This window comes from Ekhidna sp. (assembly GCF_039940915.1).
Lineage (GTDB): Bacteria > Bacteroidota > Bacteroidia > Cytophagales > Cyclobacteriaceae > Ekhidna.
Map to the genome: position 1 here is coordinate 2,121,784 of NZ_JBDVFO010000002.1, position 25,320 is coordinate 2,147,103.

Here is a 25,320-nt window from a genome sequence, read left to right on the forward strand (position 1 = left end):
CAGCTAATATAAACCAATAACTGGTATTTTTTTTGTATTCCTCGGAAATTATTCATTGAAAGTTTGTTATGATCTTACCTAACAGAGATGACTTTCGTTGCGTTAATTTGCCAACAATGATCAAGCAAATCGCTTTTTTTCTTCTTCTATCACATTCACTCTTTTTTGGGGCGCTCGATCGTATTCAAAAAGCGATGGACAAAAAAGAGTATGAAAAAGCGTATGAGCTAATCATTAAAGGATATGAAAAAGAGCCCAATAATCCTGGAATTTCCTATTACCATGCCAAATTACTTTTTGAAGAAGCATACGCAAAATACCACCTCGATAGCGCGCGGATAGCAATTGAAAATGCCAAAGAGAAGTTCAATGAAGCACCTCAAGAACTTAAAGAAGAAATCATCAAAGTAGGGATAACACTAGACACGATTGATCTCCTGCATGAGAATATTCGAGATCAGGCTTTTCAAAATACATTGCGGGAGCTTTCGGTAAGTGAGGCACAAAGCTTTCAGAAGAAATTTCCCAATTCAATCTATGACGATCTACTTGTCTACAAAATTGACAGTATCAAATTCCGACAAGCCCGATTGTCTGAGCAGGAGATTAAGTTAGTAGCCTTCCTTGAAGACAACCCCGCATCTGCTTTCAGGCATCAGGCAGATTCAATTCTTGATGACATGCGATATGCCTTCCTAAATGCAAATGGTGATTTAAAAGATCACTATGCGTTTCACAAAGAATACCCCTCTTCCAGGCATCTTGCTAAGATTGAGAGCTATGTACTGAAGGGGTCTACTGCTTCGCATGATAAGCAAAATTATCATGACTTTATTTCCTTCGCTCAAACAAAGGCCCTCAAAAAAAAGGCTGCAGACGTGCTCTTTTACCTTTCAAATAAACAAGATCTTCTGTCTCATCCGAACCAAGATTCTTTGAGTGGAGCACGTTCTCTCTCACAAGTAGCGCTTTATCCTGTTATTCAAAATGATCTCTACGGCTTTTATGACCAATGGGGACAGTCGAGAATTGAATCTTTATATGAAGAGATTTACCCTGATTATAAATGTGAGCTTACAAAGGATGATTGGATATATGCTGAAGATAAAAATGGAGGACTCATTCTTACCAAAAACGGCACGACTGTATTAAGCGATATTGATGGCTACCGTAGCGTAAGTGACGATGTTGGGTTAATCAATCAGGAAGGCGACTGGTACCTATATCACAAGAGTGGATTTAAAATCATTGACCGACCCGTAGAAGCCGCCGAAATCATTGCCAACAAATGGATAAAAGTGAAAAGTGAAAATTACTGGGGACTTTTCAGCTACATGGGGCTACAAGTAGCAGAACCGATCTATGATGGCATTTCTAAGCTTGAAGCTTTCTGGGTCTTTGAAAAAAATGATCTCCTGGCCGTTTACACAGAAGCGCTCATTCTCTCTGAAATTGAAGAAAGAGGAGTTTCTCTCGAATTCAAGTTCGATGATATTGAACTGGTCGATAAAAACAAATTGATCGGCTTTAGAGGTGCAAGGGAATGCCTCCTCGACTCGACACTTAACTTCCTGATCCCATGGGGAGAATATGAAATTTACCCGGAAGCTTCTGGCTGGTACCTTCGATCCGATCAAGGCTACCAATTTTACAGCAAGTCTGAAGAAGATATAATGACTCGTATCTTTTCATACATGGAATCAAATGCTGGCTGGTTGGCACTTAAAACTGAGTTGGATTGGATGCTGATCCCTGGACGAGGAACATTATCGCCATCAAGATACGACTCCATCAAGCTAGTGAATGATTATTCAGCAATGGTGCTGAATAATGACGAAAAAACTCTTCTATTCACTTCTGGCGAAAAAATTCCGATAACCGACGAGCGCATACGCACCTTTCAAAATAGAGAAGGATTTCTGAATCTGATTAATGAAGAGCAAATGACCATTTTCGATCCGAATGGCAAGGAAATTATCACGGGTAAATTTCAAAAGGCATCCTTTCTTAATGACACCCTCATCCGTGTACAAATACGAGGAAAACAAGGATTGATAAACGTCAATGGAGATTGGGTATTGAATCCCGTCTTTGATTCCCTGGATGAAAAAGACGGGCTTATCTTAACACTCATTGATGGAAAGATTGGGTGCTTCGACTTACTGATAAATGAACTTATCCCTACTGAATACGATGCACGCGTTGTGCGATTGAGCAGCCATTACCTTGTGAAAAAAGAGGGCAAATTTGGAGTTATTGATCGCAATAAAACGGAAGTAATCTCATTTGACTATGACAAAATCACATTTTGGAATGACACTTCATTTCTAGTAAAGAAAGAGGAACAATTCTTCATCATTAATCGGGAGGAAGAACCACTTTATGATGCCATTGAAAGTGTAACACTTTTCTCAAACAATGACAGTCATTCGATTTACCGATTTATTAAAAACGGTAGGTATGGCCTATTTAGCAACGCATTTGGTGTTCTTTTAGAAGCGGAATTCACTGATATTTTGAACATCGGATCAGAAGAAAACCCCTTGATCTTTGCTGATCAGCACCTCGACAAAGCAGGTTTTCATGTGGTTAGCTATGTGAATGAAAAGGGAGTATTAATCCATTCCAAAGCCTATACCCGAGAGGAATTTGAAGGCATTTTATGCGATGATTGAGCGGTAAACATCCATTACCTGCTTAATGACAGATTGCTTGCCATCATTTTCGATGATGTAATCGGCAAGGGGAATTTTATCAGCATCACTCATCTGCTTATCCATAATCGACCGAACTTCGCTCTCCGGCCTATGGACATCCCTTTGGAGTACCCGCTGAATTCTCATATCTGCAGGAGCGGTGACCAGAATGGTTTTATCTAGTTGCTTGTAAGAACCCGTCTCGAAAAGTAAAGCGGCTTCTTTTAATAGCAGAGGTGCCTCCTTATTGTCATCTATCCATTGTATGACGTCCTTAGCAACCGCTGGATGTACAAGTTCATTTAATCGCTCAAGTACGGTTTGATCTTTGAAGACAATATCTGCAATATATTTCCTATCAAGTACTCCAGCTTTAAATGCATTTTCTCCAAACAATTGCTTGATCTCATCAACTAAGGCTCCATCATTTGACATGAGCCATTTGGCTCGATTGTCAGCATAATAGGTAATAGCACCTAATGTTTCAAATACCTTACAAACAGTGGACTTACCTGAACCGATGCCTCCCGTGACTCCCAATATGGGTGGTCGATTACTCATATGTGATTGACAAAGAGTCTGGTAAAGTCACCACCTCTATGACGCTTTCAGGATGATAAATCACAATTGCAGGAGCCGTCGAATCTCGAGGATTTATCAGGTTATAATCTACAACGATTTTAAAATCTGTGGAAAAGTATTCCTCTCTAAGCTCTCGTTGAACCACGAAACGAACCGTAATATTGGGGTCAGTCGCATAAACTGAAGAGTCATCAGGGAAATTTTGAAGTTCAACCTTAGCTGGCAATTCCAGTTGATCAAATCGATCCACTTCAAATTGAACATTTACTGTTGGTGGTGCTGACTGAATCTCCCATGCTTCAGGCAGTCCAAGCTTTACGAATCTATCAAATGCCTTATCGATTTCATCAGCATCTAGTTTTATCACATATTGGTTACCAAGTGTATCAATGAAGCTTTTAGGGCCGAAGATAGTGGCTGTGTCTGGCCTAAGGGTGATCGAGGAAATGATTCGATAGTCGGCATCCATACTTACTCCAAGAGAGTCAATTGCAAGATTTACTTTCTTAGATACTTTTCGGTCAATATCAATATAAAGTGTATCCGTAAACAAGAAATTAATACGGAAGTCATTTAATTGCTCCGAAATAATTGGCAAAATGGTTGGGCGTGTGAGGTATCTTATAGCCGCTGGGTTTTCCAGTTCAATTTTTATCGGATCACTTCCAAACCAAAATGATTCTTTGAATAGATCCCAACCACCGCCAGCTACATCAATATCTACATAATTCGGCAAGGGTTTAATTTCCACCAAACTATCCTGGTCATATACAAATTCAATGGGATATTGAATGCGATAGTTATAGTCTTTCCCCAAGGCGCTAAAAAACCAAAAGGTAGTGGCTCCCAAAAATGAGAGCACCACTACCTTCCAGTTTCCTAAAATCTTGGGTATACCCATAAGATTAACTTATTTTTTTTCTTTTTTCTCGACAGCAGGGGTATTCAGCTTCTTGCTCGCTTCTAACGAGATAGACGCTTTCTCCACCAATAATTTAGTACCTCTATCTACGTCGACAAGTACAGTGGTATCAGATACCTCTACGATTTTTCCATGGATGCCCCCGACCGTGACCACCATTTCTCCTTTCTTTATTTCTTGTAGATACTTCTTTGTCTCTTTTTGCTTTCTCTGCTGAGGACGTATAAAGAAGAAATAGAAAATGGCGATCATTCCAATGATCGGTAAAAACGAGGTGAAATCACTTCCACCAGCTTGTAATAAAACTGTATTCATGTGTATTAATTAGATTTTCAACTGTCCCATGGAATGCCTCAAACGCCTCATCTCCCTTGTGAAAGTAAAGTAGGAGATGCCCTATTTGTGCTCATTTCATGTTGATATTTTTTCAAATAAAAAAGCCCCTGACTTCCAACATGGAAATCAGGGGCAATGTTAATAAAATTTGATGTGCTAAACGGAGAATTACTCTCCCTCCTTCACCACATTCGCTTTAATTTGAACTCTTTGAGTAGCTGGCCATGTGTTTGCAGTGAGTGTCACCGTCTTATTTTGAACACCTGGCTTGTTTTTACTGTTGAATCTAACCTTGATTTGACCTGTTTCTCCAACAGCTATTGGTGTCTTTGGCCATTCTGGCACAGTACATCCGCATGTCGCTTTCGCATCTGTAATAATCAACGGAGCCTGTCCATTGTTTACAAAAGAGAAAATATGCTCAACTACATCACCATCTTTAATGGTACCGAAATCATGAAGTTTTTCTTCAAACTGGAATGCCGGAAGTGGGCCCTCAGGCTTTTCTGCAGGAGTGGCAGGTACTGGATTATTAACTGCTATTGGTTGAGCCGTAGGATTAGCTCTGGCTACTCCACCTTTGCCTTCTAGAGCTGCTACTTTCCCTTCCAGCTTTGTAATTCTGGATTCTAATTCACTATTGCCACAGCCAACCATACCAGCTGCCACAATCACTCCTAATAAGATTTTTGCTATTTTCATGTGTGTTTGTTTTTTAATGATCACATAAAAGCATGATAAATCATGCTTACTTTACTACTCTACTAGTTTTTCCAATGAATGGAATACAAATCTAAAGAAGATATAGTTTCAATACTCCTAATGAATTGTTAACGCGGTATTTAGTTTTTCTTGATCTGGCTAATAAGGCCGTTTACGTCATCTAACAGACGTTCTGCTTTGTCTTTAGCATCCTTCACAATCTTCTCCCCTTGATTTTTTGCATCGTTTTCGAAAACGGCTTTTCCATCGGTCACTTCATCAACAAAGCCTTCAAGTTGTTTCTTTAGCTTATCCAGTTGGAACGTAAGCTTATCGCGAGTATTTGTGCCTTTGTCTGGAGCATATAGGATCCCCAGTACACCTCCTGTAACTACACCTAAGAGAAACGCAAAAAAAGAACCACCTGATTTGCTCATAATAATAATTTTTATTTGTTATCGATAAGGCCTCTACCGCTCTTACGAATTTTACCACTCGAAGTTAGCTCGTTTGATAGTACATCCAAAACACCGTTTACAAATTGTTTGCTTTTGGGCGTGCTGTACATCTTCGATATTTCTATCGCTTCATTAATTGTCACTTTCACCGGTATACTTGGAGAATTCATCATTTCCACTAAAGCAATCTTAAGTATCACTCGATCGGTCAATGCAATACGGTCGACATCCCAATTCATGGTTTTGTCTTGAATGATCTCTTCCAGAAACTCATTCTGATTAATGGTATCCATAAACAATCGTTCCAAAAACTTGAAATCTTCATCTCCATTCTTGGTCAATTCTGCAAGTTCAAAGTCATCTCCATCTTGCAATGCTTTTATGGTTTTCACAACCATGCTCTTCACAATTGGTTGATTTTCTACCCACTGCAGGTGGTTGCTCTCCAGAAACGAAGCGATCGCCTCATTCTTAAAAACCACGCGTTTAAATAACTCAAGGACAATGTCATTTTCAGGAAGGTCTGCCATTTTTTCACCTCCAAAAAAATGTTGCAGTGGCTCAGCAGCTCTTATTTGATCCCGATACCATGACTTAATATCTTGGTGCTCATTATCCCAGGAAACACTGAATCTTGCTGCTTCTTTCTGCAGCAGCTCAGACTCCTTGAGCTGTCTGACAAGATCATTCCCAATAAAAGGGTAAATCTTTTTCTCTTTCGCTATGTATGCTTTATCCTCCTTCTCCTGATCAAGTTTTTCTCGTTGCTCTATTTCAATTGGAAGTAAAAGCAGCTTAATGTAAGTGTCTTGAAGCCGCTCGGCTTCCTTCATCATATCATTTTTTCGGACTCTGGCCTCTTTTTGAATGAGATTTTCATATTCAGTGAGTGCCGTATTTACATTTTCAATGACCTCTGCTTCTACTCCTTCTGCTTTACCAACTTTTCCAGTTAGTATATTTTCATTGAAAAGCTTCACAGCCTGCTTTTTGCGCTCTTCAAAGAGTCCCTTATCGGCAAAATCATGCTTGGCGGGATCCAATGCATGCATCTCTTCCAACTCGTTTCTTTTCACTTCTCGCAGTGATTCTACCGCTGTGAAATGTCCATACAATGCCTGCATGGCCTTTACTCTGAGTATCCTTCTATTTAGCATGTTATTTAGCTGATTGCCTTTCTACTTCCTTTATTTCAATAATTACAGTCTCCTCTTGTGGATGCTGAAGTTGCTGGATTAAATTTTATTCTCCAAGCTTTACTTTTCCTATCTGATCGATTCTTCTAAGTGCAAGTTCCAATGCCGCCTCATGTGAGCCAATCTTGTTTTCGTCTGCATGATTCAAAACATCCAAGCAAACATCGTAAATATGTTCGGTGGATACAATCACTCGATCTTTATTGTAGTTCCCTAGATATTCGTGATAAACATTCGCAATACCGCCTGAATTGATCAAGAAATCCGGTGCATATACGATTCCGTGATCGTTGAGCATGGCGCTGTGCTTCTGCTCATCCGCCAGCTGATTGTTGGCTGCTCCAGCTACTACGGCACATTTCAGCTCTGCAATAGAAGCATCATTCAAGGTTGCACCCATTGCGCAAGGAGCATAGACGTCCATTTCCATCTGGAAGACCTTATTTGGGTCTACCACAGAAACATTCGGGTGCTTATCAGTAATCGCTTTGATTTTATCTTCAAAAATGTCCGCAATGAACACATTGGCATTTTCTTCGATCAAGTGGTCAACCAAATACTTTCCAACCTGGCCTGCTCCTTGCACCAAAATATTTTTTCCTACCAACGAATCATTACCGTATGCTTTTTTAGCGCCAGCTTTCATCCCCATGTAAACGCCATAAGCTGTCATAGGGCTTGGATCTCCCGAGCCACCCATGTATTCCGGTTTGCCTACAACAAATGGGGTTTCCATGCTCATGTACTCAATGTCTCTCATGCTGATGTTCATGTCTTCAGCAGTGTAGTACTTTCCATTGAGGCTGTTTACAAACTTCCCGAATCGACGCATCAAAGACTCGTTTTTTATCTTTCTGGCGTCTCCAATAATGACCGCCTTGCCTCCACCAATATTCAAACCAGCTAAAGCGGACTTAAAGGTCATTCCTCGTGAAAGCCTCAATACATCATTCAGCGCTTCTTCATCAGACGCATAATTCCACATGCGTGTACCGCCCATTGAGGGGCCCAGAACGGTATTGTGAATAGCAATGATTGCTTTCAGTCCAGTTTGCTCATCTTTACAGAAGACCACTTGTTCGTGATCCAGACTGGCCATTTGATCGAACACGCTGTTCGATTTTACTTCGGGTTGTGTTTCTACCATTGTAATGAACTTTATTCTAATTTTGAACCTTCTCTCACCTGTGTAGTTGCACTGGAATAAAAGAGGCTGCAAAAATATCTTTTTTTAACTAAAACACATTGGCTATCAAGCGTTTATAAAATTCTGTGAAAGACCTAGGCTACCTTAATAAATACCTACTCAAATATAAGTTTCACCTAATTTTCGGTGCCTTATTCATCATTATTGCAAATTTCTTTGCGATTGTTCCCGCAGTAATTGTTCGATATGCTTTTGATATTTTACAACGGAGCTACGGAATATTCTCCTCTTTCAATGGTTTTGAATTACAATCTGAGACCATCGGAATTCTCGGGTCAAGCATTATTATTCTGGCCGCATCCATCCTTGTTTCAGCTTTGCTTCGCGGAGTTTTCCTATTCTTCATGCGTCAGACAATCATCGTGATGTCCAGGCGAGTAGAGTATGATCTTAAAAACGAGATTTATGAACATTATCAAACCTTACCTCTCAGCTTCTATCGAAAGAATAATACAGGGGATTTAATGGCACGAATTTCTGAAGATGTGAGCAAAGTGCGGATGTACGTCGGCCCTGCTATTATGTATGGAATCAACTTATTCACCCTTTTCTTAATGGTGATTCCTTTCATGATATCCATCAATCCAACACTCACGCTCTATTCTCTCCTTCCCCTACCTATCCTTTCTGTGAGCATCTATTTTGTTAGTAACATCATCAACAAGCGATCTACAGAAATTCAGGAAAGCCTATCGGGTCTTTCCACCTATGTACAAGAGGCCTTTTCAGGGATTCGGGTTATCAAAGCATTTGTACGCGAAGAACAAGTGGCCCAAAATTTTGAAACTGAAAGTATTGACTACAGGGATAAGTCGTTGAAACTTGCTTTTGTACAAGCGTTATTCATGCCTTTGATCATGGCCTTGATTGGCCTCAGTGTTATATTAACCATTTGGGTGGGCTCCATTCAGGTGTTTAACGGTGAAGTAAGTACAGGCAACATTGCCGAGTTCATCATCTATGTAAACATGCTGACTTGGCCAGTTACTGCACTGGGGTGGATTACATCGATCATTCAGCGAGCTGCTGCGTCGCAAAGAAGGGTCAACGAATTCTTAGGCACCAAAACAGATATTATTTCTGAGAAGCATATTGCTCGCGAAATAGAAGGGCATATCGTTTTTGACGATGTGAGTTTCACCTATCCGGATTCTGGCATCAACGCATTGAAAAATGTTTCTTTTGATGTACGCCCAGGCGAGTCTATCGCTATTGTAGGAACTACAGGATCAGGGAAAAGCACCATTGCAAATATGATCTGTCGACTGTATGATATTGATACAGGCAAAATAGCCATTGACTCGATAGGTGTGAAGGAATACGATATTTCGTCTCTCAGAAGCCAGATCGGATATGTGCCACAAGATGTTTTCTTGTTTTCAGACACCATCGAAAATAACATCTCCTTCGGAAATAAAGAGATGAGTAAGATGGAAATAGAGCGAGCAGCTGAAGATGCTGATGTACTGACCAACATTAAGGAGTTTAAAGATGGGTTCCAGACTCGTTTAGGAGAACGAGGAATTACGCTCTCTGGTGGTCAGAAGCAGCGTGTTTCCATTGCTCGGGCCATTGCTCGATCACCAAAGATATTGATCCTTGACGATGCATTGTCAGCGGTAGACACCAAAACAGAGAATGCAATCCTAAATGCCATGCAGCGAATTATGCAAGGGCGAACTTCCATCATTATTTCACACAGAGTTTCGTCTGCAAAGCTTGCTGATAAGGTGGTCATGCTGGACGATGGTATAATTGTGGAGCAAGGGACACATGATGAGCTTCTTGCCAAGGGAGGGGCATACAAGGACCTTCACGATAAGCAGCTTGCTGGCGAAGAGGTGGCTTAGCTACCTCGCCCAATATTCTACACTAAAGCTTCGATCTGGGTAATAAAGTTCAAACGAAAATGGCTGTAGCACTGCGCCCTCCTCAATCGCTTTTACTTGTACAAGCTCCGCAACCTTTTCTGGCCTTGGCCGAACCAACTCATGTTGAGTCATGAATATTTTGAAGACCTTATTCGCTCTAAATTCTTTATAGGAATAGCCAGCTGGAACTCGCAAGACATCTTTAATCTCATCCTGAGAAGCTCCAATGAAATAGTGGGCAGAATCTATCCCAATGGTATCATTTTGAAAGAAAATAACGGTGAGCATGCCTTTCAATCTTCCGGAGTCTACCTCGATTTTAGCAGCCTCTATTCGGTCACTAAAATCGGCATAATGATATTTTTCAATGTACTCTTTGCCTATAACCGTGCGCTCCTTTACCTCCATCACATATATTTCGACAGGCTCAAATCCTCCAAGGGTGTAATACGTGCTCCAGGCAATGATGATCAAGCAAGCAATGATGATGACTAAGTAAAGTTGCTTTGTTCGCTTCATGGTTCAAATATAGTGGTGAATCAAACTGCTTTAGCTACCTCTTTATACTGCATTTGATGCAGCTGTGCATAGTAGCCGTTTTTATCTAAGAGTTCTTCATGATTTCCTTGCTCTACGATCTCGCCCTTTTCCAAAACCAAAATCTGCTTCGCGTTCTGGATGGTCGACAGTCGATGGGCTATGACAATGGACGTTCGCCCATGCATCATCTTCTGGATAGCCGCTTGAATAAGCTCCTCGGTCTCTGTATCTACAGATGAGGTGGCTTCATCCAACACAATGATTTTGGGATCGTAGACCATGGCACGCACAAATGAAATCAACTGCCGCTGACCTACTGATAATGTAGCTCCACGCTCCATGACATTGTAGTCGAAACCACCGGGCAGTTTTTCAATGAAGGGAAGTGCGCCGACCATCTCTGCCGCCTCTCTTACTTTTTCTCTCGAAATGTCTGGATTCCTCAGGGTAATGTTGTTGAGAATGGAATCGGAAAACAAGAAAACATCCTGAAGTACTACTGCAATGTGATTCCGGAGGTTGGATAGATTATACTCCCGAACATCCGTGCCATCTACATAGATGTTTCCCTTATTGATTTCGTAAAACCTACTCAGTAGGTTGATCACAGAAGACTTCCCGGCCCCTGTTGCTCCAACCAACGCAATGGTCTCTCCTTGATTTACCTCAAAAGAAATGTCGTTGAGCACATAGTCTTCTTCAACGTATGCGAAAGAAACATTTTCAAATTTTACATCTCCATTTACTTCATTTGGTTCGTGTGCTCCATTGTCTTGAATGTGATCTTCGTTGTCCAAAAGATCCAGAATTCGGTTAGAAGAAACAATGCCCATTTGCAATGTGTTGAATCGATCTGCAATCATTCGTATGGGTCGGAAGAACATCTGGAGATATAGAATAAACGCAATTAGCATCCCAAACTCAACATTCCCTTGCACCAATTGACCTCCTCCGTACCATACGATCAAACCAATGCCTGCTGCCTGAATCACCTCTGAAACGGGGAAATAGATTGCGTAGTAGAGCACTGAATTAATATTGGCTTTTCTGTGCTCCTTATTGATCTCTTTAAATTTTTCAAATTCACGTTTTTCACTATTGAAAATTTGCACAATGTTCATCCCCGTAATGTGCTCTTGTACAAATGAGTTTAGATTAGAAACAGCAGCTCGTACCTCATTGAAGGCCACCTTGATTTTTTCTTTGAAAATGTAGGTAGCAAAGAGCAAGACAGGCAGTAAGGACAAGCTAACCAAGGTCAATGACCAATTCAGCCAGAACATAAATCCAAGGATGACAAGAAGCTGCATGACGTCCGCGATGATCCCAGCAATCCCTGTGCTGAAAACTTCTGCCAATGTCTCGATATCTGACACATTTCGAGTGACCAGGCGCCCGATAGGGGTCTTGTCAAAAAAAGTAAGTCTTAAGCTTTGGATGTGTCTATATAGCTTGATGCGAATGTCTTTTATGATGTTTTGTCCAAGCCATCCAGAGTAAAAGGTATGCAGGTATTGCACGATCGCCTGAACAACCAGCAGACCGATCAAAAGCATAATCATATCCACCAAACCTGGATAGTCCCCCTGAGCTACATTGTTATCTATTGCTTTTTGTATAATAAAAGGACGAAGGGGGCCAGTAACACTTAGTGAAACGGTTAGGAAAACCAGAAAGTAGAATATTCCAATGTACGGTTTAGCGAAAACAAACAAGCGTCTAAGTACTTTCAGATCTACAATGTTTCCGCTGGCTTTTTCTTTTTCCAATGTCTTAGTTTAAATAAATATCTTTTGGGTAAATCACTTCTTGTAAGAACAATCCTTCTGCTGGCACTGCTCTGCCCGCCTTACTGCGATCATTACTTTTTAGCACTTCTCTGAGGTTGTCCAATGAGGTCTTTTCCATTCCTATATCAAGCAATGTCCCCACCACAGCTCTCACCATTCCTCTTAAAAACCGATTGGCTGCAATCTCAAACCGGTGATTAGTCCCATCTTGTATCCATCGCGCATGAAAGATTTCGCAGTTAAAATTATTCACCTCAGTATGAACCTTACTAAAGCACTCAAAGTTTTGCCAATCTTTAATTATTTCACACGCTTTGTTAATTTCTTCCACATCAAGTTCAGGACGAAAGTAATACGAAAGTTCTTTTATGAAGGGGCTCTTCACCTGATTGATGTGGTAGTGATACATTCGGGAAGTAGCTTCAAAACGTGCGCTGACATCTTCTCTGACTGAGCGTATCCCATTGATAGAAATATCTTGATTCAGAAATGAGTTCAGCTTGAAAACTAACTTCTCTACATCTACCTTTTCAGTATCAAAGTGTGCCACTTGATGGGTGGCATGTACACCCGTATCGGTTCTACCACTTCCTACAATAGCTATTTCGGACTGCAAGATTGTGGACAATGCCTTTTCAATTTCCTCCTGCACGGTGACGCCATTGGGTTGAATCTGCCAACCATTGAAGTTGGTGCCTTTGTAACTGATGTCCATGAAATACCTCACGGCGACAAATTTGTAGGATTCCTTCCATTTGATCGTCAAATCCACTCATATTTGCCCAACTATTGGTTGGTTTTAATATTGAGAAAGATCATTTTCCAAATGGACAAGCAGCCAAACCATAAAATTTTAAAGAAAAGTTATGCTTCAACGAGTACAGACCATCTTCATGACCATCGCTGCAATCGCGATGATTTTAATGTTGTTTTTTCCAATCTGGGAAAAATCCGATCAGCAGTTTGAGGCTGAAAAGCGCGAATACGCGATCATGGATGCATTTCAATTGCGTTACGAGCAGCACAATACAGTCACCGAAGAGGTTCAACTGCTTGGAACACAAGACACATTTTTACTCTCCGTTGGCGCAATTGCCGCTGCATTGGTGATGTTATTCTCAATTTCACGATATAAGAACCGAATGACACAGGTAAAGCTTAACGCTTTATTTTCTTTGATCACTGCTGCTACACTTGTAGGCACTTATTTATACACTAGCAAAGCCAATGGGCTTTTCGAGCCCACTGTCCCAGGCACATTTTTGATTGGCTTCTATCTGCCCATTGCTGCCATGCTCAACAACTTCATGGCCAATCGCTTCATCCGAAAAGATGAACAGCTGGTGAGAAGTGCTGATCGAATTAGGTAAAAACTCGGGGGTTTTCTAGTTCACACAGACGTTTCTAAAATTTTAAATCAAAGAAACTAACCATTAAAAACCCCAATGGGGTTCTGCCAACCTGTCAGTTTTCACTCTCTGGAATAGAATTTGATTTCAAGCCATTTGAATAACAACAAAATTGTAATCAGACAATGGCAGAGAAAGGTACAATCTCAATACACACGGAAAATATATTTCCGATCATTAAAAAATTCCTCTATTCCGATCATGAGATCTTCCTTCGTGAGTTGGTCTCAAACGCTGTAGATGCAACTCAGAAAATCAAACAATTAGCTTCCCTTGGAGAATATTCGGGAGAACTCGGTGATTTGGCTGTCGAAGTGTCATTCAACAAAGACAAGAAAACCATCACAATTTCTGATAAAGGAATCGGAATGACTGCTGAGGAAATCAAAAAGTACATCAACCAAATAGCATTCTCCGGAGCTACTGAGTTTGTTGAGAAGTACAAAGACAAGGCAGACAACCAGCAGATCATCGGACACTTTGGTCTTGGATTCTACTCCGCTTTCATGGTAGCGAAGAAAGTAGAAATCAATACGCTATCACATCAAGATGGTTCAGAGCCAGCCAAATGGATTTGTACAGGTGAGACTGATTTTGAAATCAAAAAAGGAACGCGTAAGAAAAGAGGAACGGATATCATTCTTCATGTAGCTGATGATTCAGAAGAGTTTCTTGAGGAGCATAGGCTTCAGGGTATTCTTGACAAATATTCTAAGTTCTTGCCGATCCAGATCAAGTTTGGACAGAAAGACAAGAGCGTAGAGGACGGCAAAGACAAAGATGGAAATGTGAAATACAAGACGGTCAAAGAGGACAATATCATTAACGATACTGAGCCGATTTGGACCAAGTCTCCTAGTGATTTGAACGATCAGGATTACCTGGATTTCTACAAGACACTATACCCGTTCAGTGAAGATCCACTTTTCTGGATTCACCTGAACGTAGATTACCCTTTCAACCTTACCGGAGTGCTTTACTTCCCTAAGTTGAAAAAAGATTTCGATCTTCAGAAAAATAAAATTCAACTGTACTCACGTCAGGTTTTTATCACCGATGAAGTGAAGGATATCGTTCCAGAGTTTCTACAACTTTTGCATGGTGTGATTGATTCTCCAGACATCCCATTGAATGTTTCCAGAAGTTACTTGCAATCTGATTCTAACGTGAAGAAGATCAATGGATACATCACTAAAAAGGTAGCAGATAAGCTTGCTGAGCTTTATAAAACTGACAGAAAAGGATATGAAGAGAAGTGGGAAGACATAGGTGTATTTGTGAAATATGGTATGATCTCGGAAGAAAAGTTTGATGAGAAAGCGAAAGACTTTGTATTGTTGAAAAACACGGAAGATAAGCACTTCACTATTGAAGAATACAAGAAGCACATCGAGGCAAACCAGACCAACAAGGATGGAAATGCCGTTGCTCTTTATACTTCAAATCCTGAAAAGCAACATGGCTATATTGAAACAGCTAAGAAGCGTAGCTACGATGTAATTGAGCTCACTGGCCCAATCGACAGTCACTTCATTAATCATCTGGAGCAGAAAAATGAGAAATTCCAGCTTCAGCGTGTCGATGCAGATGTGATTGATAAATTAATTGATAAAGACGAGAAGAAAGAGTCCGTTCTGTCAGATAAGGAACAGGAAAGTCTGAAAGAAATCTTTGACAAAGCAATCAATGATAAAAACAATAGCGTAAGCGTGGAGCCAATGGCTACAGATGATTTACCAGTGACCATCACTTTGCCAGAGTTTATTCGACGGATGAAAGACATGCAAGCTACCGGTGGCGGAGGCCCTATGATGTTTGGCGATATGCCGATGACTTTGTCTGTGGCTGTCAATGCAAACCATGCGATGACGAAGAAGATTCTTGAAGCTGATTCTGACGATGAGAAACAAAAGCTGGCGAAACAAGTGTATGATCTTGCCTTGCTTGCACAAGGCATGCTTCAAGGTAAGGATCTTACAGACTTTGTGAATAGAAGTGTAGAGTTGAGCTTGAGTTAATTTTAAGACAACAGACATGCTGATAAATCAGCACAACAGAATAAAGATAAACCCACTCCGTTGAGTGGGTTTATTGTAATCACTTCTCCTGTTTACTTATAAGCATAATTTTACTCTTCATTATTTGCCCTGCCAACACCAGGTGGTAGATGTATGTACCTGCTTTAAATTCCTTAGCATTGATCCGATGGCTAAAAAGTCCGCCAGGTAAATTTTCATACCTCCTCACTTCATTTCCGCGCATATCGTAAATCCAGATAGAAACCGAACCATTGCTTATATCTTCAACTCTGTAAGTGATGACGCTCGAACTCTGAAAAGGATTGGGCGCGTTTTGATACAACTCTACTTTGGGCTCAACTCCTAGCATTAAGAAGTTGAGATTTTGATTTTGCTGAATTCTCGCTACTTCCACCTCCAATGCTGAAATCTTTTTGATCAAGTATTGATTTTGCTCTCGCAATAATTGCATCTCTTGAAGCATTCCTAAGGAAGCACTGTAGGATTCAGGATGAACTATCCGCTTATTTACTGACAATGACGAATCATATTGACCTTTTGCATTCAGAACAGCAAAGAGGAAAAAGTAAAAAAAAACTTGATTACGCATATGATACATCCAGTTGTTAGTATCAAGCAAAGAGAGTTAGCGATCTCTTTCAAATACGCAACAGCCATGTATACAAAAAGTGATCAAGGTAAGTTTCGGTAAAGTAAAATAGTTTTTGCCTCTCCAGAAGAAACCAATTCATCCTTGACCTATTGCGCTTTCAACCATTTCAATTTACTTAATGCTATTCCTGAATCAATGATGAAGGTGATCTCATTTCCAACCAAAGAATCCATCAAACCAAAATCTAAACCCATGTCACTCCTCTTGAAGCGGATCCGATTAGAAACTAGTTTACCTCCTACCTCATAAACAGCTCCACATATTTTTAGCTTAAGTCCTCGAATCTCCAGATCGACAGTAATTTTCCCTTTTTCCTCAAATATTTTCATTTGAGCAACAAAAGGAATAACCGGATGACTTTCTACATCCAAGTATTGCGGTCCAAGGATTGTCTGGTCACGAGCGGCATTTCCCGTATCGATGCTTTGTACATCTACCTCTCCTTCAATTACCCAATCATTTTTCCCCAGTCGTCTTATCTCGCCAGATACACCATCAAATTTCCCTTCTACTTTAAGCACACCCATGTGCATGATCTCAAAAGAAATAGAGGCCTTATTCAGCGATGGGTCCTGAAGAAAAACACTATTGAAAAGAAGTAAACTAAGGAAGAACATGGCTTACTCTGCCAAAGCAAGAATGACAAAATCAATCGCAACAGAATTATCGATAATCACCGTACCATTAGGAAGCTTCATTTCCCTGCCTACTTCAAATTCCGTTCGATCAATAATTAAACTTCCCATGATCCCCACCGATTGCTTCTTAGTTGGAAGGTCAATTGATGGCCCCAGAATCGTCACAAGGCATTCAATTTCTTTTTTGACCCCATGAATTTCCAACGTACCTGTAGCCACATAATCACCCTCTTGCTCAGTCAGAGACTTTAACTCAAAAAGTATCTCTGGAAACTCCGCAACATTTAAAAATGCCGCACTCCTAACCGCTTCCTCTCCTGCATCATTATTTGCTTCATAGCTAGCTGCTTTAATGCTAATATCTGCCTTAGTCAGGGTTAAATCATTCGCATCAAAAGTCAACGAGCCGTTAACATCAGTGAACCTACCAACGACCGGTACCACGCCAAAACGAATCACTTTGGATTGAAACAAAGAGTGCCCCGCATCCACAACGTATGTTTGGGCTGAAGAGGAAGTAATGCTGAAGATTGCCAGTATCAGAAGAAGTACCTTAAATCGATTTTTCATGTTTTTGATTTAAGGTTAGCGGAAGAATCAATCCGGTTCGACAATTCCAATAGGGATTGCCGAATTACGCACTATTTTTCATGTATCTGGAGGGGGTCGTTCCTTCGAATTTCTTGAAAGCGTTTACAAAAGAGGTTTTGTTATTAAAGCCCGAGTCAAAGGCAATCTGCAAGAGTGTATATTCTGGATTATCCAGAATCCTTTTCTTAGCCTCATTCACCCGATAGGTGTTGATCAAATCAAAGAAAGTCGTTTTCAAATATTGATTGATTAGCTGTGACAGCTGATGGGCATTGATCTCGAGTCTATCTGCTACATCCTGAAGCTTGAGTCCCTTTACCAAGTACAATTGCTGTTCCAAAATTACCTGGTGAATTTGGCCCTTGTACTTTTCTGCCTCTGCTGGTTTTAGTCCGCTCTTTTCATACTTATGTGTCTCAACGGGACGTTCCCACTTCACACCCGCTAGTTTATAAGAAACCAGATAAATCAATATGGACGATGGAAGCACATACAAATAGTCCATGTGCCGGCGATAGATCTCCGTATAAAAAAACAGTATCAGAAATGCCATTGCAAATCCCCATATAAAAACAAGCCCGAGCCACATAATTCGCAACCAGCGAATACTCTCTTCATGAATAGTAGATTGAGTTTTCTCCAGCTGTCGTCTATACTCAATGATCGTCTTGCGAGAGCGCACAAGGAAATAGAGTAGGTACAGAAACTGAAAAATAAAAATGAACGAATAGGTATACTGAATCCAGTTGATTTCGTCAGGACGCTTATCAAAAGGAGTCAGCATGCCATAATGTACTTGACGGTAGCTGAGAAGGTCTTGAAAAATGATAGGGACTAATAGCGCAAATACAATAAATGGCAAAAACCAAATCCAATAGGCTTTAGTGGGTCTCCTTCCAGTTACCGCTAAAATATATCCAAAGAAAAGTGGCCCAAAGATCATCCAGGAACCGAATCGCGTTCCATAGAATACCATCAAGCCAACATCATATGGCCAGCGTATTGCAAGGAATTCAGCCTGTAGCCAAAGGAGAGCCATCATCAAACCTATCAACCATTTTCCTTCAGAAGTCTTATGATTCTTCTTTGCAATGATCAGATTGACTACAAACAAACTGTGCGCAATGCTCACAATTATGAGTATACTCCAAATGTCTAAGGCTTGAGGCATGCCTTTAAGTTAACGAATCACATTTTTCTCAGAAGCATGATTCATTTTTATGATCCAATTACCACCCATCAAACCTTCCTTTTTTCTACTTATCCATTTGGTTAGTTTAGTCACCTTAAAATTTGACGAAAAAGCATGAAAAAGAATCTCACCCTACTTTTAACTCTTTTATCATTTGTCGCCTTCGCACAGGTAGACATGACGTACTATCTGCCATCTGGTGTTTCATACAACCCCGACATTCCAACCCCGAAAGAAGTGCTTGGGTATCATCCTGGCGAATGGCATGTTAGTCATGACCAATTACTTTATTACATGCGAGAAGTTTCTGAAGCCTCAGACCGCATGGTCATGCAGGAGACCGGAAGAACCTATGAAGGCCGGCCACTGGTCCAACTTACAGTTTCCACTCCTGCCAACCTTGCTAATTTGGATCAAATAAAAGCAGATCATAAAAAGTTAACAGACCCTTCTGTCTCTGGATCCATGAATACACAAGACATGCCAATTGTAATGTGGTTAGGATATTCCATTCATGGAAATGAGGCTAGTGGATCAAACGCTTCCCTTCTAACAGCATACTACCTAGCTGCTGCAACTGGATCAGAAATGGATGAACTTCTTGAAAATTCCATCATCATTCTAGATCCTTCATATAATCCGGATGGACTCCATAGATTCTCCACATGGGTAAATATGCATCGTTCACACGTGATTAATCCAGACCCTAACGACAGAGAATATGGCGAAGCATGGCCAGGTGGAAGAACCAATCATTATTGGTTTGATCTTAATAGGGATTGGCTGCCACTAGCACATCCTGAATCCAGAGCGCGTATCGCACGCTTCCATGAATGGAAGCCCAATATCCTCACTGATCACCATGAGATGGGCACAAACTCTACTTACTTCTTTCAGCCGGGGATTCCTTCGAGAAAATTTCCTTGGACACCGGATAAGAACGTAGATCTTACACATAAAATGGCAGCATTCCACGCCAAATATTTGGACCAAATTGGCTCTTTATACTACAGTGAGGAGAGTTTTGACGACTTCTACATTGGTAAAGGCTCTACCTATCCAGATGTAAATGGTAGCGTTGGCATCCTGTTTGAGCAGGCCAGCTCCAGAGGGCATGCACAAGAAAATGATTATGGAATATTGACGTTCCCAATGGCAGTCAGAAATCACTTTACCACTACTCTTTCCACAATGGCTTCTGGTATAGCGCATAGAGAAGAGTTTTTAGATTATCAAAAAGAGTTTTACCAGAGTGCATCAAACTTAGCTTCTAGAGATGCTGTGAAAGCGTACTTGTTTGGATCGGCAAAAGATCCGATCAAAAATTACGAACTCGCAAAGATGTTAGTACAACATCAAATTGAAGTATACCCACTAGCTAAAAACATAAGTAAAAGCGGAAAATCATTTGAAGCCAATAGCGCCTATGTGGTTCCCATGAACCAGCCACAGTATCGCTTAGCAAAAGCCATATTTGAGACACGAACCTCTTTCAATGACAGCCTCTTTTATGATGTCTCTACTTGGACTATGCCACTTGCTTTCAACCTTCCATATGCAGAATTGGGCAGCAAAGATTTGAGTACTGGCTTGATGGGTAAAAAGATCGAATTTCCAGAAATGCCGACAGCTGAGTTGATTGGGAGCAAAGGCGCTTACGCCTATGCCATAGAACCCTATGGTTACTTGGCTTTCCGTGCGATCAACAGGCTACTTAGCAAAAAGGTAGTTGTTCAAATGCTGAACCAGACGCACAGCGATGGCACTCGCACCTACCCAAGAGGAACAATGATCATCCCAGTAGGAATTCAGGAAAACAAACGTGCATGGATCGAGCAGATCATTGATCAAATTGTGAAAGAAGACGCAGTAAATGTCTATGCCCTCAACACGGGACTAGCCAAGTCTGGAATAGATCTTGGTAGTAGAAGTCATACAACCATGGAGGAGCCAAAGGTAGCTGTGCTTGTAGAAGGTGGCGTAAGCAGCAATGAAGCTGGAGAGGTTTGGCATTTGCTGGATCAGCGCTATCAGATGAAAGTAACCTTACTTCCGGTAGATCGGTTAGGCAGAGATCTTTCCAGATACAATCGCATCATTATACCTAATGCATATTTAGGCTCAGTAAGCGACTCTCAAAAAGAAAATCTTAAAGAGTGGATTTCTCAAGGAGGGCTGATTATCGCTTGGAAAAACGGAGGTAAATGGTTGGCGGATTCAGAGATTACGCGTGTTAAGTATGCTTCTAGAAGCAACGATGACAAAGAGGAAAAAGACACTTTTAAAACATATGCAGATCTGAGTGCAGAGCGTGGGGCTCAAGTGACCGGTGGTTCCATCTTTGAAGCACGGGTTGATTTGACACACCCGCTAGCCTATGGTATGGAAAGTGACCGAATGCCTCTTTTCAGAAACCACAATCTAGCAATGGAAAAGTCGAAGAATGCTTACGCCAATCCATTCGTTTATACAGCCAGTCCATTACTCTCCGGATATGTGTCGGAGGAGAACTTGGAAAAATTCAAAAATTCTCCTGCAGTAACGGTTTCCAATGTTGGTAGAGGAAAAGTGATTACCTTGGCTGATAATCCAAATTTCAGGGCATTTTGGTATGGAACCAATAAAATCTTCATGAATGCGTTGTTTTTTGGAGAAGGAATCAGTCGGGGAGCTGGCGAATAAAAAAACAACTGCTGGATGGGAATTCAGGTAAAATCAATATTAACAGTTAGCCTCATTTTTATGGGGCTTTCTGCATTTGCTCAAGAAGGTGAGTCTCTCGAAGATTTATTCCGGGTAGACTATGATACGCCATTAACCCTTGACCTGGCCCAGGATGAGGAAGGTGATGTCATCGGGCCTGTCAAACAAAAGAAAAAGAAGGTAAAGCGAAATGTCTATTTTGGTACCAAAACGCGCAAGGCTTATGCGCGAACTGTTCGTGGCAACGATGTGATTTTTGAAATCTTCAACGTACTAAAAGAATATGAAGATCCTCCTGAGTACGCTTCGGATTTCTATTGGTATGATTACAAGAAAAAGAAAATAATGAACAACCTACGGGTAGATAAGAAGAACGCAGGAGTCCTGCATGGTCCTTACAAAAAAATGCTTGGAGACCTGGTGTTGGAGCAAGGTTGGTATTACAGGGGAATGAAACACAGGCGTTGGGTACGTTTCAATCGGCATGACATTCTTCAAGACAAAACCTACTGGTGGAAAGGGTGGCCGCAAGAATCAAAACTTGCGTATTATGATTTCAAAAAAACAAAACTGAGAGAAGTAATACCTGTGCACTACGGAGAAATGGATGGCGAGTATTGGGCATTTCACGAAGATGGCTCCTTAGCAGTGAGAGGCAACTATCGGTTTGGACATAAAGTAGAAACATGGCGAGAATATTACGATGGTGGACGAGTGAAGAGAGAAGTCATCTACCCAAAGGATCCATTCGATTTTCAATTTAATCCATACATCGCACGTGAGTGGGACAGCAAAGGCACGCTCATTTATGATCGAGCTAAATTTTTGAAAGGAAGAAACTAAAGCTTCATTTGCATTTGCAAATTGCACCTGGAATACGGCGAGTCGTATCCATCAATTTCCATAAACCCCAACTTGTAATAAAGAGAAATCGCCGGCTTCAGCACACTATTGGTTTCTAAATAAATGGTATCCGCACCGAGTTCTCTGGCTTTCTCAATTGTGGCCAAACCCACTTTCCAGCCTATTTTCTGTCCTTGTGCTTCTAGTGAAACAGCCATCTTCGCAAGTTCATAGACGCCATCTTCCTTTTTAATCAAGGCACATGTTCCAACAGGGGTTTTATCCTTGAGTGCTATGATGATGGCACCTCCTCTGTCAAGAATATATCCCTGAGGATCGTCCAACATCTTACGATCCGAGTCTTCCATGACAAAATACTGATCAATCCATGCTTTGTTTAGCTCTCTAAAAGCTGGGGCATACTGGGGTTGGTAGTTGACAATTTCAATCATCTTTGATAACTATAGTACAAGCCGAAGACCATTACTATAACAGCAAGTATTGCTATTTTAATTCCAACAGTAAAGAAGAAAACGAAAAAAACGAGCAGCCACCAAATAGGGAAAGCAAAGAGCCCAATTCCAAATTTTAATGATGAGTGGAATACCCCATCTGCAATACCTCTCAAGACATATCTTATTAGAAGTAATGGAACAGGGTTTAGAATCCAGGCCAATAAATGCTTCCTTTCATTCACTGGTTTTTCATGAGAAACAGATGCTGGATCGATCCTTTTCAATTCTTGAAAGGTGAAGTTTTCATGCTTTTGTTGAAAGATCACCTTAGCTCTTGTCTCATGATCAATGGTCTCCTCCGGAATAACCAAGGTGGATTTCATCCCCTCACTTATTGCATCTCTCATAGTTATCAATCCTTTGGCCTGATTGTCTTCATATCTTTGTAGATAATCACTTACAGCGATAGGTTGACCAAAGTTTATCAGCACGGTAGACTTTGACGCCTGATGATCAAAATAGTTTAGACCAACGGGCAAGACCATTAACCCTTTATCCAGTTCCTTTTGAGATTGCAAAGCCAAGCGGGCTGCCCCTTTGGTCAACGGGCGTAAGTAATGGTGCGGGCCATGATTTCCTTCAGCAAAAATTAAAACAGATCCATTTTTGTGAAAAAGATCGCGACAACTTTCAAAAATTGATTCATTCAACGACAATTTGGAATAACCATCTCTGATTCGATAGATCGGAATCATATTCATCAAGCGAAGAAGTGGCCTGCTCCAACTGGTAAATACATCTTGTCGGGTAAGGTAATGCAGATGGATAGGAATGAAAGCCCCAACTAGCAAAGCATCCAGAAAAGCATTCTGGTGGTTTGGAGTTACAATAAGAGGAGTGTTTTTAGGAACGTTTTCGTCGCCTTCAATTTTGATCTTATGAAAATAAGATCGAAGCGCCAGCTTCATTAAAATCTTGAAGCATGAATAGAAAGCTTTCATTTACACAAGCTCTTCTGTATTGAGGCGTGTCAGCTTCACCTTGTCTATTCTGTTCTCTTCCATCGTGAAAATCGTGATAATAAACGGAGCTATTTCAATGACCTCATTGACTTCTGGAATATCTTCATGATAGTCGAAAATCATTCCTCCAAGTGTGTCATACTCTCCTTCAGGAAGCGCCAGTTCATATCGATCATTGAGGTAATCTATTTCGTGCCTGGCGCTAAAGATAAAGTTGCGTTCATCAAGTTGTTGTTCGGTGAGGTACTCATCATCATGCTCGTCTCTGATCTCTCCAAAAATCTCCTCCATGACATCTTCAATACTCACCAGTCCTGAGGTACCTCCGTATTCGTCTACAACCAATGCCAGACTCTTCCTGTCAGTAATGAATTGAATCAGAAGTTCATTGGCAAGCATCGTTTCCGGAACAATTGGGATTTCGGTCAAGATCGATTTGATATCTTCAGGTTTTTTGAAAAGTTCCAGCACATGACAATAACCAATTACCTCATCTATTGACTCTTTGTAGACAAGAATTTTCGAATGGCCGCTTTCTACAAAATTTTCTTTCAGCTCTTCAATGGAGTCATTGACATCTACGGCACTAATCTCCGTTCGGGGAATCATACACTCTCGAACCTTTATGGTTTTAAACTCGATCGCATTGTTGAAGATTTTAGCATCTATTTCTGCCTCCTCTTCCTCTTTAATGTTCAGGATGTTATTCTTGATGTAATTATTGAGATCCGTCAGTCCGAATACAGGCTTTTCGTCTGAAAGACGATACCCAAACATCCAAATGAATAGAGCAGAGAGCTTCACTACCAAAAAAACAACCGGATACATCAACACGTAGACCAGACCCATTGGGATCGCAAACAGTCTTATGGAGAAATCAGGATTGATCAGAAAAAGGCTTTTCGGGAGAAACTCTGCTGTCAACAGGACAATGGCTGTTGAAATAATGGACTGAATGATCAAAACCAAAACATCTGTTGCAACCGCAGCGGGAAGAAGCGTGAGTACAACTGGTTCCAATAAACCAGCCATATAAATCCCGTATAGCACCAGGGCAATGTTGTTTCCAACGAGCATCGTTGCTAAAAACTGGGATTGATTTCCCGTGAAAAGTGCTAGGATGCGTCCGGCAAAATTTCCTTTTTTCTTTAAAACTTCTATATGAAGCTTATCTGCAGAAACGAATGCGATCTCCATCCCGGAAAAAAACGCTGAAAAGAACAAACAGAGTAGTATGATCAAATAGGGGAGTGGATCATCCATGCTTTCGTTTCTTTTTATTTTGAGAGGATTTCATCATCTTCTTTTCGGCCGCCTTGCGCTGACCTTTTCTATATCCGTATAAAAATAGGAGTACGATGCTAAACATAAAAATCCAGTAGGACTCAGCAAAACCTACAACAACCGCCTGATCTATTCCGATTATGAAGGTACAGAAGACGAGAACAAAGAGAATGATGTCAAACAGCTTCATGA

General features: G+C 40.9%; 24 protein-coding genes. 6 read left to right on the plus strand and 18 right to left on the minus strand.

The window, feature by feature from the left end; genetic code table 11:
- Positions 1–116: 116 nt before the first annotated feature.
- Positions 117–2,675 carry a WG repeat-containing protein gene (locus ABJF57_RS14470; RefSeq protein WP_462230308.1) on the plus strand — a complete coding sequence of 853 codons (2,559 nt, stop codon included), beginning with the start codon at positions 117–119 and terminating at the stop codon, positions 2,673–2,675.
- Here ABJF57_RS14470 and coaE read toward each other — a convergent pair.
- The 7 genes from coaE to ABJF57_RS14505 form a co-directional block, all read right to left on the minus strand.
- Positions 2,661–3,257 carry a dephospho-CoA kinase gene (gene coaE, locus ABJF57_RS14475; protein ID WP_462230310.1) on the minus strand — a complete coding sequence of 199 codons (597 nt, stop codon included), beginning with the start codon at positions 3,255–3,257 and terminating at the stop codon, positions 2,661–2,663. The two genes, ABJF57_RS14470 and coaE, sit on opposite strands and share 15 nt — an antisense overlap.
- Positions 3,250–4,179, minus strand: a complete 930-nt coding sequence (locus ABJF57_RS14480) for a YbbR-like domain-containing protein (protein ID WP_462230312.1) — start codon at positions 4,177–4,179, stop codon at positions 3,250–3,252. Before ABJF57_RS14480 ends, coaE begins: the two co-directional genes overlap by 8 nt.
- Positions 4,180–4,188: 9 nt before the next feature.
- Complete coding sequence (gene yajC, locus ABJF57_RS14485) at positions 4,189–4,515, minus strand: preprotein translocase subunit YajC (protein WP_462230314.1); 327 nt, start codon at positions 4,513–4,515, stop codon at positions 4,189–4,191.
- Between the two features lie 189 nt (positions 4,516–4,704).
- Entirely contained in the window at positions 4,705–5,238 is a 534-nt protein-coding gene (locus tag ABJF57_RS14490; RefSeq protein WP_462230316.1) for a DUF1573 domain-containing protein, read from the minus strand.
- 140 nt (positions 5,239–5,378) lie between these two features.
- Positions 5,379–5,675 (minus strand): YtxH domain-containing protein, encoded by a 297-nt coding sequence (locus tag ABJF57_RS14495; protein WP_462230318.1) that lies wholly within the window; start codon positions 5,673–5,675, stop codon positions 5,379–5,381.
- Between the two features lie 11 nt (positions 5,676–5,686).
- A complete protein-coding gene (gene nusB, locus ABJF57_RS14500) occupies positions 5,687–6,853 on the minus strand; it encodes a transcription antitermination factor NusB (protein ID WP_462230320.1) in 1,167 nt (388 codons plus the stop codon).
- An 85-nt stretch (positions 6,854–6,938) separates the two neighbouring features.
- On the minus strand, positions 6,939–8,039 hold the full coding sequence (locus ABJF57_RS14505) for a Glu/Leu/Phe/Val family dehydrogenase (RefSeq protein ID WP_462230322.1): 1,101 nt from the start codon (positions 8,037–8,039) through the stop codon (positions 6,939–6,941).
- A 125-nt stretch (positions 8,040–8,164) separates the two neighbouring features.
- Here ABJF57_RS14505 and ABJF57_RS14510 point away from each other — a divergent pair, with 125 nt between their 5' ends.
- Positions 8,165–9,949: an ABC transporter ATP-binding protein gene (locus ABJF57_RS14510; protein WP_462230324.1), complete on the plus strand. Its 1,785-nt coding sequence runs from the start codon at positions 8,165–8,167 to the stop codon at positions 9,947–9,949.
- Here ABJF57_RS14510 and ABJF57_RS14515 read toward each other — a convergent pair whose 3' ends face one another.
- Genes ABJF57_RS14515 through truA form a run of 3 tightly spaced genes read right to left on the minus strand, consistent with a single transcriptional unit; the run spans position 9,950 to position 13,072 of the window.
- Positions 9,950–10,489 carry a hypothetical protein gene (locus tag ABJF57_RS14515; RefSeq protein WP_462230326.1) on the minus strand — a complete coding sequence of 180 codons (540 nt, stop codon included), beginning with the start codon at positions 10,487–10,489 and terminating at the stop codon, positions 9,950–9,952.
- Positions 10,490–10,509: 20 nt separating this feature from the next.
- The gene (locus tag ABJF57_RS14520; protein ID WP_462230328.1) at positions 10,510–12,279 is read right to left on the minus strand and encodes an ABC transporter ATP-binding protein; all 1,770 of its coding nucleotides are present in this window, start codon (positions 12,277–12,279) and stop codon (positions 10,510–10,512) included.
- A gap of 4 nt (positions 12,280–12,283) precedes the next feature.
- Complete coding sequence (truA, locus tag ABJF57_RS14525) at positions 12,284–13,072, minus strand: tRNA pseudouridine(38-40) synthase TruA (protein ID WP_462230330.1); 789 nt, start codon at positions 13,070–13,072, stop codon at positions 12,284–12,286.
- A 94-nt stretch (positions 13,073–13,166) separates the two neighbouring features.
- On the opposite strand from truA, the gene ABJF57_RS14530 reads away from it, so the two are divergent.
- Both ABJF57_RS14530 and htpG read left to right on the plus strand, forming a co-directional pair.
- On the plus strand, positions 13,167–13,670 hold the full coding sequence (locus ABJF57_RS14530; protein ID WP_462230332.1) for a DUF4293 domain-containing protein: 504 nt from the start codon (positions 13,167–13,169) through the stop codon (positions 13,668–13,670).
- Positions 13,671–13,834: 164 nt separating this feature from the next.
- Positions 13,835–15,727: a molecular chaperone HtpG gene (htpG, locus tag ABJF57_RS14535; RefSeq protein WP_462230334.1), complete on the plus strand. Its 1,893-nt coding sequence runs from the start codon at positions 13,835–13,837 to the stop codon at positions 15,725–15,727.
- Positions 15,728–15,806: 79 nt separating this feature from the next.
- Here htpG and ABJF57_RS14540 read toward each other — a convergent pair whose 3' ends face one another.
- The 4 genes from ABJF57_RS14540 to ABJF57_RS14555 all read right to left on the minus strand — a co-directional run bounded on the left by ABJF57_RS14540 (position 15,807) and on the right by ABJF57_RS14555 (position 18,800).
- The gene (locus ABJF57_RS14540) at positions 15,807–16,337 is read right to left on the minus strand and encodes a T9SS type A sorting domain-containing protein (RefSeq protein ID WP_462230336.1); all 531 of its coding nucleotides are present in this window, start codon (positions 16,335–16,337) and stop codon (positions 15,807–15,809) included.
- A 149-nt stretch (positions 16,338–16,486) separates the two neighbouring features.
- Positions 16,487–17,017: a YceI family protein gene (locus ABJF57_RS14545; RefSeq protein ID WP_462230338.1), complete on the minus strand. Its 531-nt coding sequence runs from the start codon at positions 17,015–17,017 to the stop codon at positions 16,487–16,489.
- A 3-nt stretch (positions 17,018–17,020) separates the two neighbouring features.
- Positions 17,021–17,608, minus strand: coding sequence for a YceI family protein (locus tag ABJF57_RS14550; protein ID WP_462230340.1), 588 nt, complete (start codon positions 17,606–17,608; stop codon positions 17,021–17,023).
- A 64-nt stretch (positions 17,609–17,672) separates the two neighbouring features.
- Positions 17,673–18,800: an AraC family transcriptional regulator gene (locus tag ABJF57_RS14555; protein ID WP_462230342.1), complete on the minus strand. Its 1,128-nt coding sequence runs from the start codon at positions 18,798–18,800 to the stop codon at positions 17,673–17,675.
- 135 nt (positions 18,801–18,935) lie between these two features.
- Between ABJF57_RS14555 and ABJF57_RS14560 the strand changes: the two genes are divergently transcribed.
- The gene (locus tag ABJF57_RS14560) at positions 18,936–21,503 is read left to right on the plus strand and encodes a M14 family metallopeptidase (protein ID WP_462230344.1); all 2,568 of its coding nucleotides are present in this window, start codon (positions 18,936–18,938) and stop codon (positions 21,501–21,503) included.
- A gap of 15 nt (positions 21,504–21,518) precedes the next feature.
- Positions 21,519–22,367, plus strand: coding sequence for a toxin-antitoxin system YwqK family antitoxin (locus tag ABJF57_RS14565; protein ID WP_462230346.1), 849 nt, complete (start codon positions 21,519–21,521; stop codon positions 22,365–22,367).
- Here the strand turns inward: ABJF57_RS14565 and ABJF57_RS14570 are convergent.
- From ABJF57_RS14570 to ABJF57_RS14585, 4 genes are read right to left on the minus strand one after another with little or no spacing between them, the layout of a single operon-like run.
- Positions 22,364–22,819 (minus strand): GNAT family N-acetyltransferase, encoded by a 456-nt coding sequence (locus ABJF57_RS14570; protein ID WP_462230348.1) that lies wholly within the window; start codon positions 22,817–22,819, stop codon positions 22,364–22,366. The two genes, ABJF57_RS14565 and ABJF57_RS14570, sit on opposite strands and share 4 nt — an antisense overlap.
- On the minus strand, positions 22,816–23,790 hold the full coding sequence (locus tag ABJF57_RS14575) for a 1-acyl-sn-glycerol-3-phosphate acyltransferase (RefSeq protein WP_462230350.1): 975 nt from the start codon (positions 23,788–23,790) through the stop codon (positions 22,816–22,818). Before ABJF57_RS14575 ends, ABJF57_RS14570 begins: the two co-directional genes overlap by 4 nt.
- A 33-nt stretch (positions 23,791–23,823) precedes the next feature.
- Positions 23,824–25,107, minus strand: a complete 1,284-nt coding sequence (locus tag ABJF57_RS14580) for a hemolysin family protein (protein ID WP_462230352.1) — start codon at positions 25,105–25,107, stop codon at positions 23,824–23,826.
- Positions 25,100–25,318 carry a hypothetical protein gene (locus ABJF57_RS14585; protein ID WP_462230354.1) on the minus strand — a complete coding sequence of 73 codons (219 nt, stop codon included), beginning with the start codon at positions 25,316–25,318 and terminating at the stop codon, positions 25,100–25,102. Before ABJF57_RS14585 ends, ABJF57_RS14580 begins: the two co-directional genes overlap by 8 nt.
- Between the last annotated feature and the right edge of the window lie 2 nt (positions 25,319–25,320).

Bases quoted from the DNA above. Each gene is read 5' to 3' on its own strand.
- ABJF57_RS14470 (WP_462230308.1), top strand. From the start codon at position 117: ATGATCAAGCAAATCGCTTTTTTTCTTCTTCTATCACATTCACTCTTT.
- coaE (WP_462230310.1), bottom strand. From the start codon at position 3,257: ATGAGTAATCGACCACCCATATTGGGAGTCACGGGAGGCATCGGTTCA.
- ABJF57_RS14480 (WP_462230312.1), bottom strand. From the start codon at position 4,179: ATGGGTATACCCAAGATTTTAGGAAACTGGAAGGTAGTGGTGCTCTCA.
- yajC (WP_462230314.1), bottom strand. From the start codon at position 4,515: ATGAATACAGTTTTATTACAAGCTGGTGGAAGTGATTTCACCTCGTTT.
- ABJF57_RS14490 (WP_462230316.1), bottom strand. From the start codon at position 5,238: ATGAAAATAGCAAAAATCTTATTAGGAGTGATTGTGGCAGCTGGTATG.
- ABJF57_RS14495 (WP_462230318.1), bottom strand. From the start codon at position 5,675: ATGAGCAAATCAGGTGGTTCTTTTTTTGCGTTTCTCTTAGGTGTAGTT.
- nusB (WP_462230320.1), bottom strand. From the start codon at position 6,853: ATGCTAAATAGAAGGATACTCAGAGTAAAGGCCATGCAGGCATTGTAT.
- ABJF57_RS14505 (WP_462230322.1), bottom strand. From the start codon at position 8,039: ATGGTAGAAACACAACCCGAAGTAAAATCGAACAGCGTGTTCGATCAA.
- ABJF57_RS14515 (WP_462230326.1), bottom strand. From the start codon at position 10,489: ATGAAGCGAACAAAGCAACTTTACTTAGTCATCATCATTGCTTGCTTG.
- ABJF57_RS14530 (WP_462230332.1), top strand. From the start codon at position 13,167: ATGCTTCAACGAGTACAGACCATCTTCATGACCATCGCTGCAATCGCG.
- htpG (WP_462230334.1), top strand. From the start codon at position 13,835: ATGGCAGAGAAAGGTACAATCTCAATACACACGGAAAATATATTTCCG.
- ABJF57_RS14540 (WP_462230336.1), bottom strand. From the start codon at position 16,337: ATGCGTAATCAAGTTTTTTTTTACTTTTTCCTCTTTGCTGTTCTGAAT.
- ABJF57_RS14545 (WP_462230338.1), bottom strand. From the start codon at position 17,017: ATGTTCTTCCTTAGTTTACTTCTTTTCAATAGTGTTTTTCTTCAGGAC.
- ABJF57_RS14550 (WP_462230340.1), bottom strand. From the start codon at position 17,608: ATGAAAAATCGATTTAAGGTACTTCTTCTGATACTGGCAATCTTCAGC.
- ABJF57_RS14555 (WP_462230342.1), bottom strand. From the start codon at position 18,800: ATGCCTCAAGCCTTAGACATTTGGAGTATACTCATAATTGTGAGCATT.
- ABJF57_RS14560 (WP_462230344.1), top strand. From the start codon at position 18,936: ATGAAAAAGAATCTCACCCTACTTTTAACTCTTTTATCATTTGTCGCC.
- ABJF57_RS14565 (WP_462230346.1), top strand. From the start codon at position 21,519: ATGGGAATTCAGGTAAAATCAATATTAACAGTTAGCCTCATTTTTATG.
- ABJF57_RS14570 (WP_462230348.1), bottom strand. From the start codon at position 22,819: ATGATTGAAATTGTCAACTACCAACCCCAGTATGCCCCAGCTTTTAGA.
- ABJF57_RS14575 (WP_462230350.1), bottom strand. From the start codon at position 23,790: ATGAAGCTGGCGCTTCGATCTTATTTTCATAAGATCAAAATTGAAGGC.
- ABJF57_RS14580 (WP_462230352.1), bottom strand. From the start codon at position 25,107: ATGGATGATCCACTCCCCTATTTGATCATACTACTCTGTTTGTTCTTT.
- ABJF57_RS14585 (WP_462230354.1), bottom strand. From the start codon at position 25,318: ATGAAGCTGTTTGACATCATTCTCTTTGTTCTCGTCTTCTGTACCTTC.